General features: G+C 71.7%; 18 protein-coding genes. 7 read left to right on the plus strand and 11 right to left on the minus strand.

Features of this window, described 5'->3' with window-relative positions; all coding sequences use genetic code 11:
* Window positions 1-268 precede the first annotated feature (268 nt).
* Window positions 269-910, minus strand: coding sequence for a chaplin (locus ACZ56U_RS11100; RefSeq protein WP_469083738.1), 642 nt, complete (start codon window positions 908-910; stop codon window positions 269-271).
* A 261-nt stretch (window positions 911-1171) separates the two neighbouring features.
* On the opposite strand from ACZ56U_RS11100, the gene ACZ56U_RS11105 reads away from it, so the two are divergent.
* On the plus strand, window positions 1172-2722 hold the full coding sequence (locus ACZ56U_RS11105; protein ID WP_469083739.1) for an alpha/beta hydrolase: 1551 nt from the start codon (window positions 1172-1174) through the stop codon (window positions 2720-2722).
* Between the two features lie 11 nt (window positions 2723-2733).
* Here ACZ56U_RS11105 and ACZ56U_RS11110 read toward each other — a convergent pair whose 3' ends face one another.
* On the minus strand, window positions 2734-3159 hold the full coding sequence (locus ACZ56U_RS11110; RefSeq protein ID WP_469083740.1) for a MarR family winged helix-turn-helix transcriptional regulator: 426 nt from the start codon (window positions 3157-3159) through the stop codon (window positions 2734-2736).
* Window positions 3160-3238: 79 nt separating this feature from the next.
* Between ACZ56U_RS11110 and ACZ56U_RS11115 the strand changes: the two genes are divergently transcribed.
* Both ACZ56U_RS11115 and ACZ56U_RS11120 read left to right on the plus strand, forming a co-directional pair.
* Window positions 3239-3652, plus strand: coding sequence for a PaaI family thioesterase (locus tag ACZ56U_RS11115; protein ID WP_469083875.1), 414 nt, complete (start codon window positions 3239-3241; stop codon window positions 3650-3652).
* A 162-nt stretch (window positions 3653-3814) separates the two neighbouring features.
* Window positions 3815-4912 carry a baeRF3 domain-containing protein gene (locus ACZ56U_RS11120; RefSeq protein WP_469083741.1) on the plus strand — a complete coding sequence of 366 codons (1098 nt, stop codon included), beginning with the start codon at window positions 3815-3817 and terminating at the stop codon, window positions 4910-4912.
* A 13-nt stretch (window positions 4913-4925) separates the two neighbouring features.
* Here the strand turns inward: ACZ56U_RS11120 and ACZ56U_RS11125 are convergent, their stop codons facing one another.
* Entirely contained in the window at window positions 4926-5339 is a 414-nt protein-coding gene (locus ACZ56U_RS11125; protein WP_469083742.1) for an SsgA family sporulation/cell division regulator, read from the minus strand.
* Window positions 5340-5875: 536 nt separating this feature from the next.
* On the opposite strand from ACZ56U_RS11125, the gene ACZ56U_RS11130 reads away from it, so the two are divergent.
* Window positions 5876-7303, plus strand: coding sequence for a PP2C family protein-serine/threonine phosphatase (locus ACZ56U_RS11130; protein WP_469083743.1), 1428 nt, complete (start codon window positions 5876-5878; stop codon window positions 7301-7303).
* A 103-nt stretch (window positions 7304-7406) separates the two neighbouring features.
* On the opposite strand, the gene ACZ56U_RS11135 is transcribed toward ACZ56U_RS11130, so the two are convergent.
* Entirely contained in the window at window positions 7407-8897 is a 1491-nt protein-coding gene (locus ACZ56U_RS11135; RefSeq protein ID WP_469083744.1) for a DNA-binding protein NsdB, read from the minus strand.
* A 254-nt stretch (window positions 8898-9151) separates the two neighbouring features.
* Between ACZ56U_RS11135 and ACZ56U_RS11140 the strand changes: the two genes are divergently transcribed.
* A complete protein-coding gene (locus ACZ56U_RS11140) occupies window positions 9152-10291 on the plus strand; it encodes an aminoglycoside phosphotransferase family protein (protein WP_469083745.1) in 1140 nt (379 codons plus the stop codon).
* 273 nt (window positions 10292-10564) lie between these two features.
* Entirely contained in the window at window positions 10565-12520 is a 1956-nt protein-coding gene (locus ACZ56U_RS11145) for an N-acetylmuramoyl-L-alanine amidase (RefSeq protein ID WP_469083746.1), read from the plus strand.
* A 124-nt stretch (window positions 12521-12644) separates the two neighbouring features.
* On the opposite strand, the gene ACZ56U_RS11150 is transcribed toward ACZ56U_RS11145, so the two are convergent.
* The 7 genes from ACZ56U_RS11150 to ACZ56U_RS11180 all read right to left on the minus strand — a co-directional run bounded on the left by ACZ56U_RS11150 (window position 12645) and on the right by ACZ56U_RS11180 (window position 18793).
* Window positions 12645-13142, minus strand: coding sequence for a glycosyltransferase family protein (locus ACZ56U_RS11150; RefSeq protein WP_391231759.1), 498 nt, complete (start codon window positions 13140-13142; stop codon window positions 12645-12647).
* 276 nt (window positions 13143-13418) lie between these two features.
* Complete coding sequence (locus tag ACZ56U_RS11155; protein ID WP_469083747.1) at window positions 13419-14321, minus strand: universal stress protein; 903 nt, start codon at window positions 14319-14321, stop codon at window positions 13419-13421.
* A 158-nt stretch (window positions 14322-14479) separates the two neighbouring features.
* The gene (locus ACZ56U_RS11160; RefSeq protein ID WP_391231757.1) at window positions 14480-14722 is read right to left on the minus strand and encodes a DUF397 domain-containing protein; all 243 of its coding nucleotides are present in this window, start codon (window positions 14720-14722) and stop codon (window positions 14480-14482) included.
* Window positions 14723-14828: 106 nt separating this feature from the next.
* Window positions 14829-15995 carry a thiolase domain-containing protein gene (locus tag ACZ56U_RS11165; protein ID WP_469083748.1) on the minus strand — a complete coding sequence of 389 codons (1167 nt, stop codon included), beginning with the start codon at window positions 15993-15995 and terminating at the stop codon, window positions 14829-14831.
* On the minus strand, window positions 15992-17041 hold the full coding sequence (locus tag ACZ56U_RS11170; protein ID WP_469083749.1) for a thiolase domain-containing protein: 1050 nt from the start codon (window positions 17039-17041) through the stop codon (window positions 15992-15994). The genes ACZ56U_RS11165 and ACZ56U_RS11170 overlap by 4 nt, the downstream gene beginning before the upstream one ends.
* Window positions 17038-17979 (minus strand): Zn-ribbon domain-containing OB-fold protein, encoded by a 942-nt coding sequence (locus ACZ56U_RS11175; protein ID WP_469083750.1) that lies wholly within the window; start codon window positions 17977-17979, stop codon window positions 17038-17040. Before ACZ56U_RS11175 ends, ACZ56U_RS11170 begins: the two co-directional genes overlap by 4 nt.
* Before the next feature lie 13 nt (window positions 17980-17992).
* Window positions 17993-18793, minus strand: a complete 801-nt coding sequence (locus ACZ56U_RS11180; protein WP_469083751.1) for a crotonase/enoyl-CoA hydratase family protein — start codon at window positions 18791-18793, stop codon at window positions 17993-17995.
* 351 nt (window positions 18794-19144) lie between these two features.
* On the opposite strand from ACZ56U_RS11180, the gene ACZ56U_RS11185 reads away from it, so the two are divergent.
* On the plus strand, window positions 19145-20755 hold the full coding sequence (locus ACZ56U_RS11185) for an acyl-CoA synthetase (protein WP_469083752.1): 1611 nt from the start codon (window positions 19145-19147) through the stop codon (window positions 20753-20755).
* Window positions 20756-20832 lie beyond the last annotated feature (77 nt).

The following is a 20832-nucleotide window of genomic DNA, read 5'->3' on the forward strand; positions in this document are numbered from 1 at the left end:
CGCCGCCGCCTGCCCTTGGTGCCGGACTCGGACGTGACCCTGCGGGACTGTGGCGACTCGGGGTGGTGGCACTGCCCTCGGGGGCCCGGGGGGCGGGGGGCGGGGGCGGGGGCCAGGCGCGTGGGCCGGGCGTCTCGGCGGGCACGGGGCACGGGCTGGCTCTGGGCAGGGCCGGGACGGGGCGGACCCGGGATGGGCGGAGGCCCCGCCGGGCATCGTCCGGTGGGGCCTTCCGTCCGCGCGCGACAAGCGCACCGTCAGCGCGCCGTCAGCGCGTCGCCCCCGGGCGGCAGCGGCGGTACAGAACGGCTCCGCCCAGCACCAGCGCGGCGCTGCCCGCGACGGCGGGGAGCGTCCCGTCGGTGCCCGTGCGGGCGAGCGAGGCCACGGGCCGGTGCGGCTCGGGCACGTCGGGCTTCGGGTCGGGGTGTGCCCTGGGCGGCTCGGCGTCCGGCTCGGGGACCGGCGTGACCGGGGTGTCCCGCGGCCGGTCACCGGGGGTGTTGACGGACTCGTTGCCCACGGCGGCGTTGCCGACGCCGACCACGCTCACACCGTTGCCGCTGACGTTCACGGGAACGTGGACCGGCAGCTGGAGGCCGTTGCCGGAGACCACGCCCGGCGCATCCGTCACGCCGCCCTCCGCGGCGGCGCCGGCGGCGCCCTTACCGCCTCGGTTGCCGCAGGTGTTGCCCGCCGCGGGGTTGAGCAGTCCCACCACGTTCACGGTGTTGCCGCACACGTTGACCGGGACGTGCAGCGGGAGCTGGATCGTGTTGCCGGAGACCACTCCGGGCGAGCCGGCCGTCTCACCGTCCGACATGGAGTCGGCGTGCACGGGCATCGACACCGCCATCGCGCCGGACACGGCGGCGACGGCGATCACACCGCTTCGGGTAACCCGTCTCATAGGTTCCCTGCCTTCCAGTCATGGATCGCGGGCAGTCACCCGCACCGCGTAAAACGCGGCCGAACCATCCGAGTTATGGCTTATCGGTCTTTCACCCCATCGAGCGGCACGGTTGTCGAACTAGTCGTAAAACCGTCGAATGTGCGGGGAAGGGCGCAGGGTAAGGCACTCCGCACGCTCCCGCCCGTCCGGAGGCGGCGCTTCCGCGAGCCGCCTATCGTGATCGAGGGCGCGGTGTGCGCGCTCCGCCTGGAGGCATCGATGCTGGCCAAGCTGTCAACGCGACGCTGTGCGCTCGCCGGGGCGGTCGGACTCGCCCTGCTGGGCACCGGGCTGCCGACGGCCACCCGCACCAACGGCCCCGATCTGTCGCGTTTCTACGACCAGAAGATCGCGTGGTCGAGCTGCGAGGGCATGACCGCGGCCGACGACCTGCAGTGCGGCAAGGTCACCGTCCCCCTCGACTACGCCAAGCCCCGCTCGGGCACCCTCGATCTCGCCCTCGCCCGCTACCGGGCGACGGGCAGGTCGAAAGGCTCGGTGCTGCTGAACTTCGGCGGTCCTGGCGGCGCCGGCGTCGGCGAACTCGCCGCCAGCGGGGACGAGTTCATGGGCCCGGCCAAGGGCTACGACGTGGTGTCGTTCGACCCGCGCGGCGTCGGCCGCTCCTCGCCGGTCAGTTGCGGGGACGACACCGAGGAGGTCCTGGCGGCTGAGGGCGGCGACGATCCACGGGCGCTGCTACGGCAGTTGAAGCGGGTCGCCGCTGCCTGCGCCGAGCACTCCGGCCCCGTCCTGCCCCACATCGGCACGGTCGACGCCGCCCGCGACCTGGACGTGATGCGCGCGGCCCTCGGCGACAAGAAGCTCAACTACCTTGGTTTCTCCTACGGAACGCGGCTCGGCGCGGTGTACGCGGCCCAGTTCCCCAAGAAGGTCGGTCGGTTGGTGCTCGACGGCGTGGACACCCTCACGGAACCTTTGACCGAGCAGGGCAGGGTGGGCGCCGAGGGGCAGCAGACCGCGCTGGAGGACTTCATCGACTGGTGCGCCGACGACGTCGCCTGCCCCTTCGGCCAGGACGCGCGCAAGGCCCGGGAGCAGGTCGTCCGGCTCGTCGGGTCGCTCGACGAGGATCCCGTGCCCACCGACTGGGGCTACGACTTCTCCGGCCAGGACCTCGTCGGCGCCATCGGCCAGGCCCTCTACAGCAGGGAGCTGTGGCCCCTGCTGGAGCGGGCTCTGGCCCAACTCGTCGAGGACGGGGACACCCGCGGCATCGAGGCGTTCTCGTCGGGCGGGACGGCGTTGCCCGCGTCCGTGGCCGCGGACGGTGAACTCGCCGACGAGGACGAGGTGCCGCCGGACAACCTCGCGGCGGCGCTGATGGCCATCAACTGCGCGGACGACCCGGACCGGCCCACCGCCGACGAGATCACCCGCGACCTCGGCCGGCTGCGCTCCGCGTACGAGAAGGCCTCCCCCGTCTTCGGCCGCTACCGCCTCACCGAGGTGCTGACGTGCTACGGCCGCCCCAAGGGCACCGACTTCATCCGTGAGAAGGTCCGGGACATCGACACCCCGAAGATGCTCCTCGTGGGCACCCGGGGCGACCCGGCGACGCCGTACCGCTGGACCGTGGAGACCGCGAAGCGGCTCGGCGACTCGGCGGTCGTGCTCGACAACAAGGGCGACGGCCACACCGGGTACGCCTCGTCGAAGTGTGTCCAGCGCAAGGTCGACGCCTTCCTGCTCTACGGCTCCCTGCCGCCCAGCGGCAGTTCCTGCGGATCGGAGGAGGACACCTCCTGACCGGCCGCGGGTCAGCCCTCCCAGTGGGCGAGGCGCCGCATGGCCGTCGCGGTCTCGTGGAAGCCGTCGTCGCCGAGCACGGACCGCATCTCGGCGTTGAAGCGGTCGATCTCCGGCCGGGCGGCGCGCAGCGCGGCGGCACCGGAGTCCGTCAACTCAAGTACCACGGCGCGGTGTTGCCGGGGGTGCGGCCGCCGCGACAGCAGGCCCGCCGCGGTCAGGCGCGCGACGAGGCCGGTGACGGCGGACTCGCGCAGACCGAGCGTACGGGCGAGCTGCTGCTGGGTGACGCCGGGCTCGTCCTGCACGGCGAAGAGCGCGCCGAGCTGGGCGGTGGTGACGCCCGCGGTCTCCAGGCAGCGCCGGTCCAGGGTGGTGCGCAGCCGGTGGGCGGCCCGCTGGAGGAGGTAGTAGAGGCGCTGATCGGGCTCGGGCATGGGCCGATGTTGACAGAGGGCGCCTCCGCGCGCCACTCTCACTTCACCAGTGAAGTGAGGTGCGGACGTGAGCGCGACGATGGATCTGGAACTCGCCCGGAAGATCCTCGGGGAGCAGCCCTTCAGCAGACTCCTGGGCGCCCGGCTGACGGCGTTCGGGGGCGGCGAGGCCACCCTGGAAGTGGACATCCGCGAGGAGGTGCTCCAGCAGTACGGATACGTCCACGGCGGCGTACTCTCCTACGCGGCCGACAACACCCTGACCTTCGCCGCGGGCAGCGTCGTGGGCAGCGGGGTGATCACGTCCGGTTTCACCATCGACTATCTGCGTCCGGCCACGGGGACGGTCCTGCGTGCGCGGGCCCAGGTGGTGCGCGCCGGCCGCACCCGGGCCGTGTGCCGCTGTGACGTGCTCACGGTCGACGCCGCCGGCACCGAGACACTGTGCGCGGTGGCCCAGGGCGACATCGCCGTGATCGAGCCGCCCGCCTGACCGTCGAACTCCACCGGCCTCCCGCACGCTCGGGCACCTCACGCGATGCCGTCACCGCAACGCGGCCGAGTGCCGCGCCGATGAGCCGGAAGCGAATTACCCCGAATACCCGAGTTTGTTGCCCCTAATGCCCTATCCGCCGATCGGCCCTATCGTGCTGTTATGGAGCACGCACTCAGCCCCACGACCCTCCTCGAGCTGCGGCGCCCGCGCCCCTATCCGGCCGTGTCCGTACTGACGCCGACACATCGCCGGGAGCCCGAGAACGCCCAGGACCCGGTCCGGCTGCGCAATGTCGTGGCCGAGGCCAAGAAACAGCTGGAGGCCGATCCCGCGGTCAGCCGGGAGCGGCGCGCCGATGTCGCGCGGCAGCTCGACCAGGCCCTCGCCGAGGTGGATCTGACGCATGCCGAGGACGGTCTGGTGATCTTCGCCGCTCCGGGCGAGCACCAGGTGTGGTCGCTCGCCCGGTCCGTACCCGAGCGGGTGGTGCTCTCCGACACCTTCCTGACCCGCAATCTCGTCTCCGCACAGGCCGCCGAGCGGCCGTTCTGGGTGCTGTCGGTCTCCGCCGACCACGTCACCCTGTGGAACGGCGGCACGGACCGCGTCACCGAGCACCGCGCCGACGGCTTCCCCCTGACCAGGAGCCGCGAGAACTTCGACGCCGAGCGCCAGGAGCGGATCGGCGACCTGCCGAGCACCTTCCGCGACGAGGGCACCCGGCACTTCCTGCGCGAGGCCGACACCGCGATGGGCAGGCTCCTGCGCGGGAGCCCGCGCCCGCTCTACGTCACCGGCGAGACCGCGGCGCTGGCCGCGCTGGACGAGGTCGGCGGCGCGACCAGGGACGCCGTCCACGTGCCGCGCGGCGGGCTCGCGCACGGCACCCCGGACGCCGTGTGGCAGGCGGTGCGCCCCCTGCACGAGGCCGAGACCCGCAAGGACACCGCCGCCGTGGCCCGCGAGCTGGAGACGGCGCGGGGTCGCCGGGCGTTCGCGGCCGGTGTGGACGAGGTGTGGCAGAACGCCCGCGAGGGCCGCGTCCGGCTCCTCGCCGTCGAGGAGAACTACCGGGTCACCGTTCGCGACGAGGGCGTCGACCACCTGGTCCCCGCCGCGATCGGCGATCTCGACGCCCGCGAGGACATCGTGGACGAGATCGTCGAGCAGTGCCTGGAGACCGGCGCCGACGTCCGTTTCGTCCCGGACGGCGCGCTGGGAGACGCCCGGGGGATCGCGGGGATCCTGCGCTACTGACCGGCGAGCCTCCTCAGACGCTCCCGAACAGCGAGCTCAGACCGCGGTCCACCGCCGCGCCGACATCCTCCTGCCCGGCCGCCACCACCGCGTAGGACCGCAGCAGGAACCGGCGCAGTGCCGAGGTGTCGAACTGGAGCAGGGCCAGCCCGCACGGCGAGTGGAGTTCCACGACCGTACGGGCCTGCCCGCATGGCCACAGATGGACGTCCCCGCTGCCCGCCGGGCCGCACAGTCCCGCCTCCAGCAGCGAACGCGCGAAGGTCCAGGTGACCGTCTCGCCGTCGAGGGAGACGCGGGGCGGGAAGTCGAGATGCACCGCGAACGGGTCCGCGGAGGTGTAGCGGAGCGTTGTGGGGACGGGCAGCTCGTGTTCGTCGGTGGTGATCAGACACCCCTGCGCGGACTGCTCGAGCTCGATGTCCATCGTCGGTTCCCCCCTGCGTGTCGAAGTCCGGCCGTAGAGCCGATGTCTGTACGACCTCGCAGGTGCCGTTTGCAATACGCGGAAGCCTTGATCAATTGGTGTGACGTGCGTCACCCGCAAATGAGGCATTGGACGTTCAGGGTGACGAACTTGCCCGAATCCGCCGCCGTGAACAGGCGAGTTGCCCCCTGTCCGACACCGACACCGGTGACGCCGCGGCATCGACGTCCGGCGCCGTGACCCCGGCCGATGCGGGGCTCGGCAACGGGCCGAACAAGGGGCCGTCGAACACGCGGATGAATGTCTATCCCGAGTCCCGGGAAGCCCCTCAACTCACTTACCCTAACTACGACTTGCCCCACCGGGTGAGGTACACCAATCGCACGGTGAAACCCCTCCGTGAAGACTGTGGCATATGCCAGAAGCACCACCGTATCGTGTGTTGCCGAATCCCTTACAGGGCGTCGCGGGCTGTGCCACAGTCGTAACGGTCCCTCCGTCAGCCTTGGTCCTCCCTCCCCGCATCGGAGCGCGTCATGCCGTCCCATCTCTCTGCGGACCGCCCTTCCGCCCAGCCGCCGGGCCGCGGCTCGGTCGACGCGCTCATATCGCAGACGCGACGGCTCAAGGGCGACGTGGACGCCGTACGGCGGGACGCTCAGGACGAGGTATCGGACCCGCAGGGTCGCTGGCAGCGCGCGCTGTACGACCTGGCACTGCACCAACTCAACGACCTCGACGAGCACTTGGCCCAGCTGCGGGACGGCCCACCCGGACCGGCGCCCGACGACCCGGAACCCCCCGCCCCCGCCGCGCCGACCGCTCCCCGGCACGGCTCGCTGCTCAGCCGGGTCGGCAGCGCGGAGTGGAACCTGCTGACGGACGAGGCCAGTTGGTCCGGAGAGCTCTACCAGATCCTGGGCCGCGCCCCCACCACGCCCCCGCTCACCCTCGACGAGCTGCCGTCCCTGGTGCTCGACGAGGACAGGCCGAAGCTGACGTCGATGGTCACGGACTGCCTCGTCGACGCCAAGCCCATCGACGGGGAGTTCCGCGTGGTGCGCCCGGACGGTGCCGTGCGCACCGTGCACATGATGGGCGAGCCCGTGCTCGACGCCGATGGCAGCACCGCGTCCATGTGGGCCGTGCTGCGCGACGTCAGCGAACTGCGCCGCAGCCAACGGGTGGTGAGCGAGACCCGTGACTCGCTCCAGCACCACCAGCACCGCGCGCAGACCGAGCACCGGCTTGCGGTCGAGTTGCAGGAAGCCGTGCTGCCGCCATGGCACGGCTCCCTGCGGCTCCCGCGCCGCCGCCCCGAGACCCTGGATCTCGCCGCGCGCTGTCTGCCGTCCTCGGCCACCGCCCTGATCGGCGGCGACTGGTACGACGCGCTCGAACTCGCCGACGGCGACATACTGCTCAGCGTCGGCGACCTCACCGGTCACGGCGTCGCCGTCACGTCCGGCATGGCGACGCTGCTGGGTGCCGTGCGCGGTATGGCGATGGCGGGCACCCAGCCGGGCCAACTGCTGTCCTGGCTCAACCAGTTACTCGACGCCACCGTGCAACCCGCGCTCGGCGGCGCGCTCTGCTGCCGCTACCGGCCCGAGACCCGCACCCTCACCTGGGCGCAGGCCGGACACCCCGCCCCGTTGCTGTTCCGCGACGGGACGGGGCGCAGACTGCACGCGCCGGACGGCGTCCTGCTCGGCGCGACCTCGACCGCCACCTACGAGCAGGCCGAAGAGACCCTCGAAGCCGGCGACCTGCTCCTGCTGCACACCGACGGGCTAGTGCCCGGGCATGACAGCAGCGACGCCGTGCACCGTCTCCTCGGCCTGGCCCCGCGCCTCACCGAGGCGCACACCGCACAGGACTGCGTACGGATGGTCGTGGAGGAGTTCGACGAGACCGAGCGCGAGGACGACGCCTGCGTGCTCATCGCCCGGGTGACGAGCTGAGAGTCACGTCAGCGGACACGCGTCTGCTGACACACGTCGACCGAGACTCATGTCAGCCGAGACCGGGGTCGACTGCGAGGCGGGGCGACGGCGCACAAACCCCCTATGCCCGTGCGCTGTTACCGCCCTTCACCGGCCGCGGCAGGGCCAGCTTGATCTCCTCCCTCAGCTCGTGGATCTTCGGGTAGCTGGAGTACTCCGCGGTGAGCCGGTACATCTGGCGCAGCCGGTCCCAGGTGCGGTGCGAGGAGTTGGATCCCATCGACACCAGGGCCAGCCGGGCGTATGTACCGCCCTGTTCCGGGTCGTCCGCGATGAAGCAGGCGGAGGCCATGGACAGGAAGTCGAAGATCTTCGACCGCTGCCGTCCGTCGACCCGCAGGGCCAGGGCCTTCTCCGCGTAGTGCTGGGCGTGCACGGCCGCCGACGGCTCGTGCTCGGCCAGCGTGCGGTAGGCCAGGGCCTGCATACCGTACAGATCCTCCTCCTTGAACGTCTGCATCCAGCTCGGCGGAGGCACGTCGCTCCGGTCGGAGACGAAGAGGTCCTCCGCCTGACCGAGGGTGCGGCGCATCGCCTGCCCCTTGCCCATGGAGGCCTGTGCCCAGGCCTCCACCGTGTAGAGCATCGCCATGGTGCGCGGCAGCACCTCGTCCCCTGAACCGGACTGGGCGAGCTTCATCAGGTCGAGTGCGTCGTCGGGCCGGCCCAGGTGCACCATCTGGCGAGCCGCTCTGGAGAGCGCCTCCCCGGCTCGGGGCCGGTCGCCGCCCTCACGGGCCGCGTGGGCGGCGATGACGAAGTACTTCTGGGCCGTGGGCTCCAGGCCGACGTCGTGTGACATCCAGCCCGCGAGGACGGCGAGGTTGGCGGCGACGCCCCACAGGCGTCGCTGGAGATGGTCGGGGTGTCGGTAGGCGAGCATGCCGCCCACCTCGTTGAGTTGGCCTACGACCGCCTTGCGCTGGAGCCCGCCGCCGCGAGCCGCGTCCCACGCCCGGAACACCTCGACGGAACGCTCCAGTTCCTCGATCTCCTGCGACCCGATGGGGGCGGCCTCATAGCGGTCGAACCCAGCGGGGTCGGCATGCAGGGGATCGTCGAAACGGGGAGCGTCGGCCGTCAGGGCCGGATCGGTGTGGAGCCAGTCGTGCATGGCGCTGCTGAGTGCTGATCCCGCGGCGAGCGCGGCACCCGCGCCCACCAAGCCGCGTCGGTTGAGCATGAGGTCCATTCCCGTGAATTCGGTGAGGACCGCAGCCGTCCGCTCGGGCGCCCACGGCACACCGTCGGGATGTTCCACACTCCCGCCGCCCTGCCGTTTCCCCACGCGCCCGTGCCGGACCAGACCGAGGTCCTCGATGGTCACGACACGGCCGAGACGCTCGGTGAACAGGGCAGCCAACACACGGGGTACCGGGTCACGCGGGATCTCTCCCGTGTCGATCCAGCGCCGGACCCTCGAGGTGTCGGTCGAGAGCTGGGGGTGGCCCATGGCCGCCGCCTGCCGGTTGACCAGCCTCGCGAGTTCACCCTTGGACCAGCCGGCCAGGCCGAACAGGTCCGAAAGTCGGGTGTTGGGTTGTCCGCTCACGTCAAGCCCCCAGGTTCTCGGCTGAGTTGACAGTAGCCCGGGCAGAGTTGCCGGGCGACTATTCGCCAGGGTTCGCCAGGGTGCGCCAGATGGTGTGCCACTGGGCGATGGGTGTCAGGTAGGAACGCGCCACCCCGACTCGGCCGCTGCCATATGACGGGTGCATTCCCCAGGGTGTCCCCCGGGGCGGCCGGGCCGGGTAGCGCACTCGCGCAGACATGCACTGCTGGCACACGAAGGGATCTGTTTCGCCCATGTACACAGCATCGTCCTCCGTGTCCGCCCCACCCCGGTCGTTGCACCCCCGCCCGGCGGGCACCGGCCCCTACCTCGACCCCGCTCGCCCGGCGGCCCCCGTGCTCGGTGCCGGCAGGACGCGGCGCGCTCCGGGGCTCGGCACCCAACCGCTGAGCGGGAGACTCGACTTGTCCGGCCCTCAGGGCGCCCAGCTGCGTACGGCGATCGCGTCGGTGCACCGGATCTGCCCGGAGTTCGCTCCGGTCCAGGTCCTGCGCCGCAGCGGACGCTCCGTCCTCCTGGTGGGGACGACCGGACGCAGCACGGCCGTCGCCAAGTGTTTACTGGACCACTCCCCCATGTGGGCCGAGCGGGTGCGGCACGAGATAGCGGCCTACCGCTCTTTCGTCCGGCACCGCCCGCCCGTGCGGGTGCCCCGGCTGATCGCCGCGGACCCCGACAACTGCACCCTGGTCATCGAGCGGATGCCCGGCCGGGTGGCGGCACTGCACCGGCATCCCGCGGAGGCCCCGCCGCGGGCGGACATCCGGGCGGCGCTGGGCGCGATCTGCCGGCTGAACGCCTGGCGGCCCCCGGCGGGCACCTTCGGCGCCCCGCTGGACTACGCGGACCGGATCTCCCGCTTCCACGAACTGGGGCTGCTCACCGACCGCGACATGGGCGACCTCCAGAAGCTGCTGCACGGCATCGCGGCGACCGCGGGCCGGCACGGCATGGGCCAGTTCTGCCATGGCGACGCGCTGCTCTCGAACATCCTTCTGTCACCGGCCGGTCCAGTGCTGGTGGACTGGGAGCACGCGGGCTGGTATCTGCCGGGCTACGACCTGGCGACCCTGTGGTCGGTGCTCGGGGACGCGCCGGTCGCCCGTCGCCAGATCAGTCAGATCGCCCAGTCGGCGGGCCCCGCCTCGCGCGACGCGTTCCTGGTGAACCTGATGCTCGTCCTGACGCGCGAGATCCGTACCTACGAAACGGCCGTACAGCGTTCGATGCACGACACGACCCCGGCGGCACCGGGAGCGGCCCACCCGGGTGCTGCGCCGTCCGGCGAGGAACAGCGGCTGCTGCTGAGGCGGCTGCACGACGACTGCCAGCTGGCCCGACGGGCCGTACGCGCGGCGGTCGGCACTCGCTGACGGGGACGACGGTCCGCGGTGCGCCCCGCGACACCAGCGCACCGCGGACCGACGTATGTCCACCGGACGGCACGCTCGCAAACGGCCCATTGGTGTAAGCCAGTGACGCCCCGCAGGCCTGGAAGGTGCCGCGGCGAAACTCCCGGGACCGCCGGTTGACAAGGGGATTTGCCTGTTCCTGGGCATGATTGACGGATCGTCGGCAAGCCGGTACCACTGACCCACGCCCGGCACCGCACGGCTCATCGCGCCCGACCGTCCCAGGAGGCTGCTTTGCGAGGATCCGACCCGACCGGCGCCGCCGGCCCCAGACGAACGCGGACCGCCCTCGGCGCGGTCGCCACCGCGGCACTGCTGCTCCCCCTGCTCGGCGCGGCCCCCTCCGGCGCACAGACCTCGACGGACAGCCTCCAGCAGGCCTTCGCCTCGGCCGCCAGCACGTACGAGGTCCCGCAGAGCGTGCTTCTCGGTGTCTCCTATCTCCAGTCCCGCTGGGACGCGCACGCCGGGGCGCCGAGTGTGACCGGCGGCTACGGACCGATGCACCTCACCGACGCCCGCACCGCGCTCGCCCAGGCCCCGCACCACAGCGAGGGCACGGAGGACGCGCGCGGCGACAGCGCCCGGTCGGCCCTGCTCCCCGAGACCGACGTGCCGGCGCCGACGTCGTTCCCGGCCCGCCTGACGACGCTGCCCAGGGCGGCGGAACTGACCGGGCTGAGCGCGGCGCGGCTGCGGACCGACCCCGCGGCGAACATCGCCGGCGGCGCGGCACTCCTCGCCGAGACGCAGCGCGCCCTCGGCGAGCCGCTCAGCGACGACCCCGCCGACTGGTACGCGGCGGTGGCCCGCTTCTCGGGCGCGGACGACACCGCGACGGCGCGGGCGTACGCGAACGACGTGTACGACGTGATCCGCACCGGTGAGGAGCGCACCACGGACACCGGCCAGCTGGTGGCCCTCGCGCCGCGACCGGGGACGGCACCGGACACCGGGCGCCTGGACAGGGCGGGGCTGCGGACGCTCCGCGCCGGGGCCACGGAGTGCCCGAAGTCGGTGTCCTGCGAGTGGATCCCGGCGCCGTACAAGGAGTTCGGCGACAACGACTACGGCAACCACGACCTGGGCGACCGTCCCAAGTCCCAGAGCATCGAGTACATCGTCATCCATGACACCGAGGGCGCCTGGGAGGGCGTGCTGAACCTCGTGCAGGACCCGACGTATGTGTCGTGGCAGTACACGCTGCGCTCCACCGACGGTCACATCGCGCAGCATGTGAAGGCCAAGGACGTGGCCTGGCACGCGGGCAACTGGTACGTGAACGCCAAGTCGATCGGCCTGGAGCACGAGGGCTTCCTGGCGAACCCGGACGCCTGGTACACGGAGGCGATGTACCGCTCCTCGGCCCGGCTGGTGAAGTACCTCGCCAAGAAGTACGACATCCCGTTGGACCGGCAGCACATCCTCGGGCACGACAATGTGCCCGGCCCGACCATGGCGACCATCGGCGGCATGCACACCGACCCCGGCCCGTACTGGGACTGGCGGCACTACTTCGAGCTGCTCGGCCGCCCGTTCAAGGCCACCGGTGGCAAGCAGGCCGAGCTGGTGACCATCCGCCCCGACTACGCGACGAACCGGCCGGAGTACACGGGCTGCGTCACCAAGGGCGTGCCGTGCGCGGCGCACGGTTCGAGCGAGGTGCGGCTGTACTCCGGACCCGGTGAGACCTATCCCCTGATCAAGGACATCGGTCTGGGCACGGTGCCGGGCACCGGGGTGAACGACATCTCCTCACGGGTCTCCACCGGCCAGCAGTACGCGGTCGCCGGCCGCGACGGCGACTGGACCGCGATCTGGTACCTGGGCCAGAAGGCCTGGTTCAAGAACCTGGAGAAGGACCCGACCGCGGTGAGCGCCAAGGGTCTGCTGGTGACGCCCGAGGCCGGCGCGGAGAGCGTCCCGGTGTACGGGCGCGCGTACCCGGAGGCCGCCGCGTACCCGGCGGGGGTGCCCGCGCAGGCGGTGTCGCCGTTGCCGTACAAGCTGCTCAAGGGGCAGAGGTACGTGGCCGGTGCCAAGGTGCCGGGTGAGTACTACTACGCGGTCACCTTCACCACGGACTCGCACCGGGTGGTGGTCGGCAAGGACCTCTACTACGAGATCCAGTTCGGTCACCGGGTGGCGTTCGTTCGGGCGGCCGACGTCGAGGTGCAAGGCACCCGATAGGAGTGGCCCGGCGCGTGGCGGTGTCACGCGCCGGGCTCCGCGGGAGGGCCGCGTGACGGATCAGGCCCGCCGGATGGGCGCGCAGCCCGCGGACCGAGACGCGGCGAGGGTCATGACCGTTCCATCAGCTCTGCTGGAACAGCTCCGCCGGCAGCGGCTTGAGGAGGGCGTAGAGATCGTCGGTGATGGGGCGGTCCCAGGAGGCGATGGTCACCAGGACGTTGTCGCTGCGGTCGAACTGCACGCAGGAGATCCGGCTCTCGGAGAGCTTCAGACGCCGCACGATCAGGAGGTTGTCGCCCTGCATCACCGGCATGTCCTCGGTGCCGACGACGGTCACCTCCTCGTCGTTCTCCAGTGCGATCAGCAGCTGGGCCACCTCGAAGGGGACCTCGCCCTCGGCCAGTTCACGGGCCGGGGAGCCCTCGGGGAGGTTGCCGATGATCATCGCGGGGCCGCGGCCGCCGAAGAGGTCGTAGCGCAGGAAGACACCCTGGCAGGTGCCGTCGGGGGCGGGCAGCAGACCGGCGCCGAGATTGCCGGGCCAGTCGCCCGGGTCCATGGCCAGGACGTCGAAGTCGGGGCCGGCGGGAGTGGCGCTGCGGCGACGGAGAAACGACATGTCGCCCATGGTACGGGGCGCCGGAGGCAGGCGGGCGACTGCGGTGGGTGGGGGTCGGGCGACCGGTTCCCGCACCCCTGGGGCACCTCGCCCGAGGTCGGCCGCAGAGCCGCCGCCGCCCCGGTCCGGCCCGTGCCCGTCTTCCGGTGGACGGCTGAGAGGAGACGTACGACGGCGTCTGCCTGACGGCCTCGCGCGACCCGTTCCGACCCCGGCCGACCCCCGGCCGTCCCCTGCCGAGCGGATCCTCCATGGCTCTGATGGCAGGCGGCGCCCTCACCCGTGGGACGGCTGCGGTGGGACCACCGCGACCGGGCCGGCCGCGTGCAGCAGGACCGCCTGGGTCACCGAGCCCATCATGCGGGTGGGGGCGAGCAGCCGGCGCCGGTGCCGACCGACGACGACCAGTTCGGCGTCCCGGGAGGCGCCGACCAGGTGGCCGGCCGCGTCGCCCGGGGCCACGTTCAGGTCGACCCGCACGTCGGGGTGGTGCTTGCGGTGCGGGGCGAGGAAACCCTCGGCGAGGGTGCGGGTCTCGGTCTCGACCGCGTCCTGGTCGACCATCACCGGGACCGGTTCGCCGGGCATGGCCCAGGTCTGGAGCGGCCACTGGTAGGCGGACACGACCTGAAGGCGGGCGCCTCTCAGGGCGGCCTCGGCGAAGGCGAAGGCGAGCGTGTTCTCGTCGGGGCTGTCGGCCTGGAGGCCCACGACCACCCTGGGCCCTGGCCCGGCGGGCACCGCTGTCCCCACCTCCCGGCCCGGCCGGGGCACCACGACCACCGGGCACTCCGCGTCGCGCGCGGCGGCCATGCCGTTGGAGCCCAGCAGGAGACTGGCGAAGCCGCCGCGACCCCGGGAGCCGAGGACCAACAGCTGGGCGGTGGCGCCCAGTTCGGGCAGCAGGGCGGCCGTCGCGCCCTCCAGGGCGAGGTACTCCAGCACCGGCCGGTCGGCGACGTCCGTCAGCCGGGTGCGGACCTCTTCCAGGACCGCGTCCTTGTTCGCGTCCGGCGGCCCGGCGGCCAGGACGTCGGGCTGGGCCCACGCGGCGTACTGGCGTACATGGACCACCCGCAGCGGTGCCCGGCGGCCGCGGGCGGCGTCCAGGGCCCAGTCCAGGGCGCGCAGACTGTCGTCCGAACCGTCGACCGCAGCGATGACCGGCAGGGTGCTCATGGGTTCCTCGTCTCCGGAGTACGACCTTCCCCCGTGGCCGGCGTCGCCGACGACGGCCACGGAGGACTGCTCAAGGTCGCGTGTCCGGAAAATCCGGTGAGACACCCCCGGATCGGCCCGCACTCGTGCGCGGGTACGGCGTCACACGGGACGGCATGTCACGTGAGGTCGAACTCCCCCTCCCGGGCGCCCGACACGAACGCGCCCCACTCGGCGGGCGTGAAGATCAGGGAAGGGCTCTCCGGGCGGCCGCTGTTGCGCATCGCGATGAAACCCTCGACAAAGGCGATCTGGACATCCCCCAGGCCACGGCTGCTGGAGTGCCAGTCCGCACCGCTGAGGTCCAGCTCGGGCTTGTCCCAGCCCATGAGCGGCTGCTGCTGGATGGTGGTCTCGGCCACGTCCGTGCTCCTCCCGATTGCGTCGTCCGCGGCCAGCCTAGCGATCGCCTCCGGCCGCCGACAGGCCACGTGAGGGGGACCTTTCGGTGACCTGCGGGGAGGTGTTTCACGCATCAGGGAGTTCGGCCCCCACGAGCCACATGGAGAAGAACTGCGAGCCGCCGCCGTAGGCGTGCCCGAGCACCTTGCGGGCCCCGTCCACCTGGTGCTCCCCGGCCTGGCCGCGCACCTGGAGCGCCGCCTCGGCGAAGCGGATCATGCCGGAGGCGCCGATGGGGTTGGTGGACAGCACGCCGCCCGACATGTTGACCGGGAGGTCCCCGTCCAGTTCGGTCACCCCGGACTCGGTGAGTTTCCAGCCCTCGCCCTCGGCGGCGAAGCCGAGGTTCTCCAGCCACATGGGCTCGTACCAGGAGAACGGCACGTACAGCTCCGCGGCGTCGATGTCCCGGCGCGGGTCGGCGATGCCCGCCTGGCGGTACACGTCGGCCGCGCAGTCCTTCCCGGCCTGGGGTGAGACGGCGTCCTTGCCGGCGAAGAGGGTGGGTTCGCTGCGCATGGCGCCGCCGAGCATCCAGGCGGGCGGGCGGGGTGCGCGGGCCGCTCCGGCCCGGTCGGTCAGGACCATGGCACAGGCGCCGTCGGAGGACGGGCAGGTCTCGGAGTAGCGGATCGGGTCCCAGAGCATGGGCGAGGCCTGGACCTTCTCCAGGGTGATGTCGTGCTCGTGGAGGTGGGCGTAGGGGTTCTTCAGCGCGTTGCGCCGGTCCTTGTACGCCACCAGCGAGCCGACCGTGTCCGGGGCGCCGCTGCGGCGCATGTACGCGCGTACGTGCGGTGCGAAGAAGCCGCCCGCCCCGGCGAGGAGCGGCTGTTGGAAGGGGATCGGCAGGGACAGCCCCCACATGGCGTTGGACTCGGACTGCTTCTCGAAGGCCAGGGTGAGGACGGTGGCGTGGACGCGGGCGGCGACGAGTCCGGCCGCGACCAGGGCGGTGGAGCCGCCGACGCTGCCCGCCGTGTGCACGCGCAGCATCGGTTTGCCGACCGCGCCGAGCGCGTCGGCGAGGTACAGCTCGGGCATCATGACGCCCTCGAAGAAGTCGGGCGCCTTGCCGATGACGACGGCGTCCACGTCCGCCCAGGTCAACTCGGCGTCGTCCAGGGCGCGTCGGGCCGCCTCGCGCACCAGCCCCGCGATCGACACGTCCCGGCGGGCCGCGACGTGCTTGGTCTGTCCGACGCCCACGACGGCCACGGGTTCCTTGCTCATCGCGGATCCCCTTCCAGTACGGCGACCAGGTTCTGTTGCAGACAGGGGCCGGAGGTGGCGTGCGCGAGGGCGCGGTCGGAGTCCCCGCGGTGGATGCGCGCGGCGGCCTCGCCGATGCGGATCAGCCCGGCGGTCATCATCGGGTTGGCGGCCAGCGCCCCGCCGGAGGGGTTCACCCGCACCTCGTCGCCGAGCCGCAGCGCCTTGCGCAGCACGACCTCCTGCGAGGTGAACGGCGCGTGCAACTCGGCGGTGTCGACGGGCCGTTCGAAGGCGCCGGCCCGCTCGGCGGCCAGCCGTGCGGAGGGTGAGTCGGAGAGGTCCCGGACCCCGAGGCTGTGCGGCTCGATGCGGTGGTCGATGCCGCGGATCCAGGCGGGGCGGGCGCACAGGTCGCGGGCCCGTTCCCCGGCCGCGAGGAGCACGGCAGCGGCCCCGTCGCCGATCGGCGGGCAGTCCCCGGTGCGCAACGGGCGTACCAGGTACTCCCCGTGCGGGACCGAACCCCTCAGCTGTGCGCGGGGGTTGTCGGCGGCGTCCGCGCGGCTGCGGGCGGCGACGGCGGCCAGGGCGGGTTCGTCGGTCTCGCCCGCGTCGATGAGCGACTGCGCCTGGAGCGCGGCGAGGGCGACCGAGTCGGGCCACAGGGGGGCCAGGTAGTACGGGTCGAGCTGGCGGGTCAGGACGTCACGCAGGGGGCCGGGTGAGGACTTGCCGTAGGAGTAGACGAGCGCGGTGTCCGCGTCGCCGGTGAGCAGTTTGGTCCAGGCCTCGTACAGCGCCCAGGCGCCGTCCATCTCGACGTGCGACTCGGAGATGGGGGGCCAGGCGCCCACCCCGTCGAGGGCGAGGGTGAAGGAGAAGGCGCGTCCGGCGAGGTAGTCGCTGGAGCCGGAGCAGGTGAAGCCGATGTCGGCGGTCTTGAGGCCGGTCTGCTCCAGGACGTCGTGCAGGACCGGCATGAGCAGTTCCACCTCGGACTGCTCCTCGGTGGTGCGCAGGACGTCGGACTGGGCGAAGGCGACGACGGCGATGTCCCTGGTCACAGGAGCTCCTTGTACGTCTCGTAGTCCGCGTCGGGCTCTCCCGTGGGCCGGTAGTGGTCGGGAAAGCGGCCCCCTTCCGTCCACACCGGCTCGACCCTGAGTCCCATCCGCACCTGGTCGTAGGGGATGCCGCCGATGCGTCCGTGCAGGGCGAGGTCGGCGCCGTCGAGGGCGATGTGGGCGTAGACGTAGGGGACTTCGATGTCGAGGTTCTTCGCCTTGATGTTGACGATGCAGAACGTGGTGACCGTCCCGCCGGGTCCCACCTCCACCTGTTCGGAGGTGGCGACGCCGCAGGTGGGGCACGCACCTCTCGGCGGGACGTACACCTTGCGGCAGGAGGGGCAGCGTTCGCCGACGTTGCGGTGTTCGGCGAGGGCGTTGATGTAGGCGGTCTGGGCGCGGCCGGGCGAGTACGTGTAGTCGAGGCGGGCGGCCGCGACGATCCCGGTGACCGGGTCCGCGAACTCACCGCTGTGGCCGGGCGGTTCGGCCGGGTCGCCGTCGTACGGCTCGAAGCAGGCGATGTCGGTGATGGCGCCGGTGCGGTCCTCGGCCCAGCGGACGCGGACGCGCATGCCGGTGCGCACGGCGTCGGGGCCGGGGGCGTCGAGGGCGTGCAGGAGGGCGGTGTCGGCGCCGTCGAGGCGGACCAGGACCCAGGCGAAGGGGGTGTCCAGCGGTTGCGCCCGGCGCGGTTCGTGGTTCCAGGCCCAGGTGGTGACCGTGCCGGTGGGGGCGACCTCGACGAGGTCGCGGAGTTCCTCGGCGGTCTGCGGGTCGTACTCGACGGGCGGCACGAGGGTGCGGCCGTCGGTGGTCCGCACACCGAGGACGACACGCTCGCGCAACCCGGTGAGGAAGGCGCTCTGGACGGGGCCGAGGGAGCGGGTGAAGGGGAACTCCACGACGAGCGGCGCTTTGAGGACTTCGGGCACGGTGACTCCCTCGTCAGGCTCGTTTGTAGACGGGCGGTCGTTTCTCCGTGAAGGCGCGGGCGCCTTCCTTGGCGTCGGCGGTGTCGAAGACCGGCCAGCCGCGCTTGAGTTCGGCCGCGAGTCCTTCGGTCTCGGTCATCTCGGCGGTCTCGTACACCGAGGCCTTCACCGCTTCGACGGCCAACGGGCCGCAGGCGTTGATCTGTTCGGCGATCTCCAGCGCCTTGGTCAGCGCCGTGCCGTCGGGGACGACATGCCCGACCAGGCCGATGTCGGCGGCCTCGCGGGCGGTGTACGGGCGGCCGGTGAGCAGCATCTCCAGGGCATGGGTGCGCGGGATCTGACGGGGGAGGCGGACCGTCGAGCCGCCGATCGGGAACAGGCCGCGCCTGACCTCGAAGAGGCCGAAGGTCGCGGACTCCCCCGCCACCCGGATGTCGGTGCCCTGGAGCATCTCGGTGCCGCCCGCCACGCAGTGGCCCTCGACGGCGGCGATCACCGGTTTGCGGGGGCGGTGGTGGCGCAGCATCGCCTTCCAGTGCAGGTCGGGGTCGGCTTTGAGCCGGTCCCGGTACCGCTCTCCCTCCATGCCGTGGCCGGCCAGGGCCTTGAGGTCCATGCCCGCGCAGAACGAGCCGCCCGCGCCGGTGAACACGATCGAGCGGACCGAGTCGTCGGCGTCGGCCTCGATCCAGCCGTCGTGGAGGCCGACGAGCATCGCCAACGAGAGCGCGTTCTTGGCCTGTGGCCTGTTGAGCGTGAGCACCAGTGTGGCGCCTTCGCGCTGCACGGTGAGGTGTTCCGTCCCACCCATCGCCCATCTCCCCTCGATAAGAACGAGAACAGGTTGCAGGAGCCGCCCGGGCTCTTCAAGGGTTTTCTGACAGACAGTCAGATTTCTTCGCGCGGAGCCTTCACAGTTGGGGCGCCCTTTGCTCTGATGACCGGCAACCGGTGCGGAGCTAAGGCCTGTCTCTCGGATCAGCTCGGCTGCGAGCAACGGTGCGGACCGGCCCACCCGAGCGGAGTCTGGTGCGTGCAGCTGCAAGGCGGAGGAGGGCGGCGACGCGGAGCGTCGGCAACCGACGCCAACGCCGCAGATGCGCGTGCCGGACTCCGCGACGCCGAGATGATCCGAGAGGCAGGCCTAGGGTCAGGAGGAGCGGTGGAGTACAACCTTGCCGACCTGTTCGAGTCCGTCGTCGACGTGGTCCCCGGCCGTGAGGCGCTCGTGTACGTCGACCACCCCGGCACGGGCGCGGAGCACCGTCTGACGTACGCGGAACTGGACGCGGCCGCCAACCGGGTCGCCCACCATCTGATCGACAGCGGCATCCGCCCCGGCGACCATGTCGGGCTGCACCTGTACAACGGCATCGAGTACCTGCAGATCGCGATCGGCTGTCTGAAGGCACGGGCCGTCCCCGTGAACGTCAACTACCGGTACGTCGAGGACGAGTTGGTCTACCTCTACCGCGACGCCGATCTCGTCTGCCTCTTCTTCGACGCGGAGTTCGACGCCCTGGTGTCGGCCGCGCAGCCGTCGACGCGCAAGCTGCGGCATCTGGTGCGGGTGGGCGAGGGCGGGTCCGGTACGGACGCCGTGCCGTTCGCCGACGCCGTGGCCGCGTGCTCCGCCGAGCGCGGGTTCCCGCGCCGCTCGGGCGACGACCAGTTCATCATCTACACCGGCGGCACCACCGGCATGCCCAAGGGGGTGATGTGGCGCCAGGAGGACCTGTTCTTCGCGGGCATGGGCGGCGGCGCGCCGACCGGCGAGCCGGTGAGCAAGCCCGAGGAGCTCGCCGAGCGGGTCGCCGCGAGTGGCGAGGGGATCACGTTCTTCCCGACCGCGCCCCTGATGCACGGCACCTCCACGCTCACCGCGTTCATCGGCTTCTACTTCGGCCAACGGGTCGTGATCCACCGGAAGTTCGTGCCCGAGGAGGTGCTGCGGACGGTGGAGAGGGAGAAGGTCACCAGCATGTCGCTGGTCGGCGACGCGATGCTGCGGCCGCTGATCGACGCCCTCGAAGGACCCATGAAGGGCATCGACACCTCGTCGATGTTCAGCGTGTCCTCGTCCGGCGCGATCATGTCGGACACGGTGCGCCGGCAGTTCCAGGCACTCGTGCCGAACGTGATGCTGCTGAACAACTTCGGCTCCTCCGAGTCCGGCTTCAACGGCACCGCCACGGACGACTCCGGCATCGAGCGCGGCTTCCGTGTCCGGGTCAACACCCGCACCCAGGTGGTCGATCCGGCCACCCACGAGCCGGTCGCGGTGGGCGAGGTGGGCCGGGTCGCCCAGTGCGGCCACGTGCCGCTCGGCTACTACAACGACCCGCGCAAAACCGCCGAGACCTTCTTCGAGAAGGACGGCGAGCGCTGGGTGCTGCTCGGCGACATGGCCACCGTCGACGAGGAGGGCGTCGTCACCGTCCTCGGCCGGGGCTCGCAGTGCATCAACACCGGCGGCGAGAAGGTGTACCCGGAGGAGGTCGAGCAGGCGCTGAAGTCCCACCCGGACGTGTACGACGCGCTCGTCGCCGGCGTGCCGGACGCCAAGTGGGGCCACCATGTCGCGGCGGTCGTACAACTGCGGGAAGGAGCCGCGCGGCCGTCGCTCGACGACATCCAGACGCACTGCCGCACCCATCTGGCGGGCTACAAGATCCCGCGTCAGCTGGTGATCCAGGAGGCCATACGGCGCTCCCCGAGCGGCAAGGCCGACTACCGGTGGGCGCGGGAGGTGGCGGTGCGGGCGGACGCGTGAATTCCGCGTCCGTGGGACTGAACCGAAGGTGACGTGCGAACGTACTGGTGGTGGCAGGCTCGGTCACGGGCCTGTGT

This window comes from Streptomyces sp. NPDC034103, assembly GCF_055575395.1.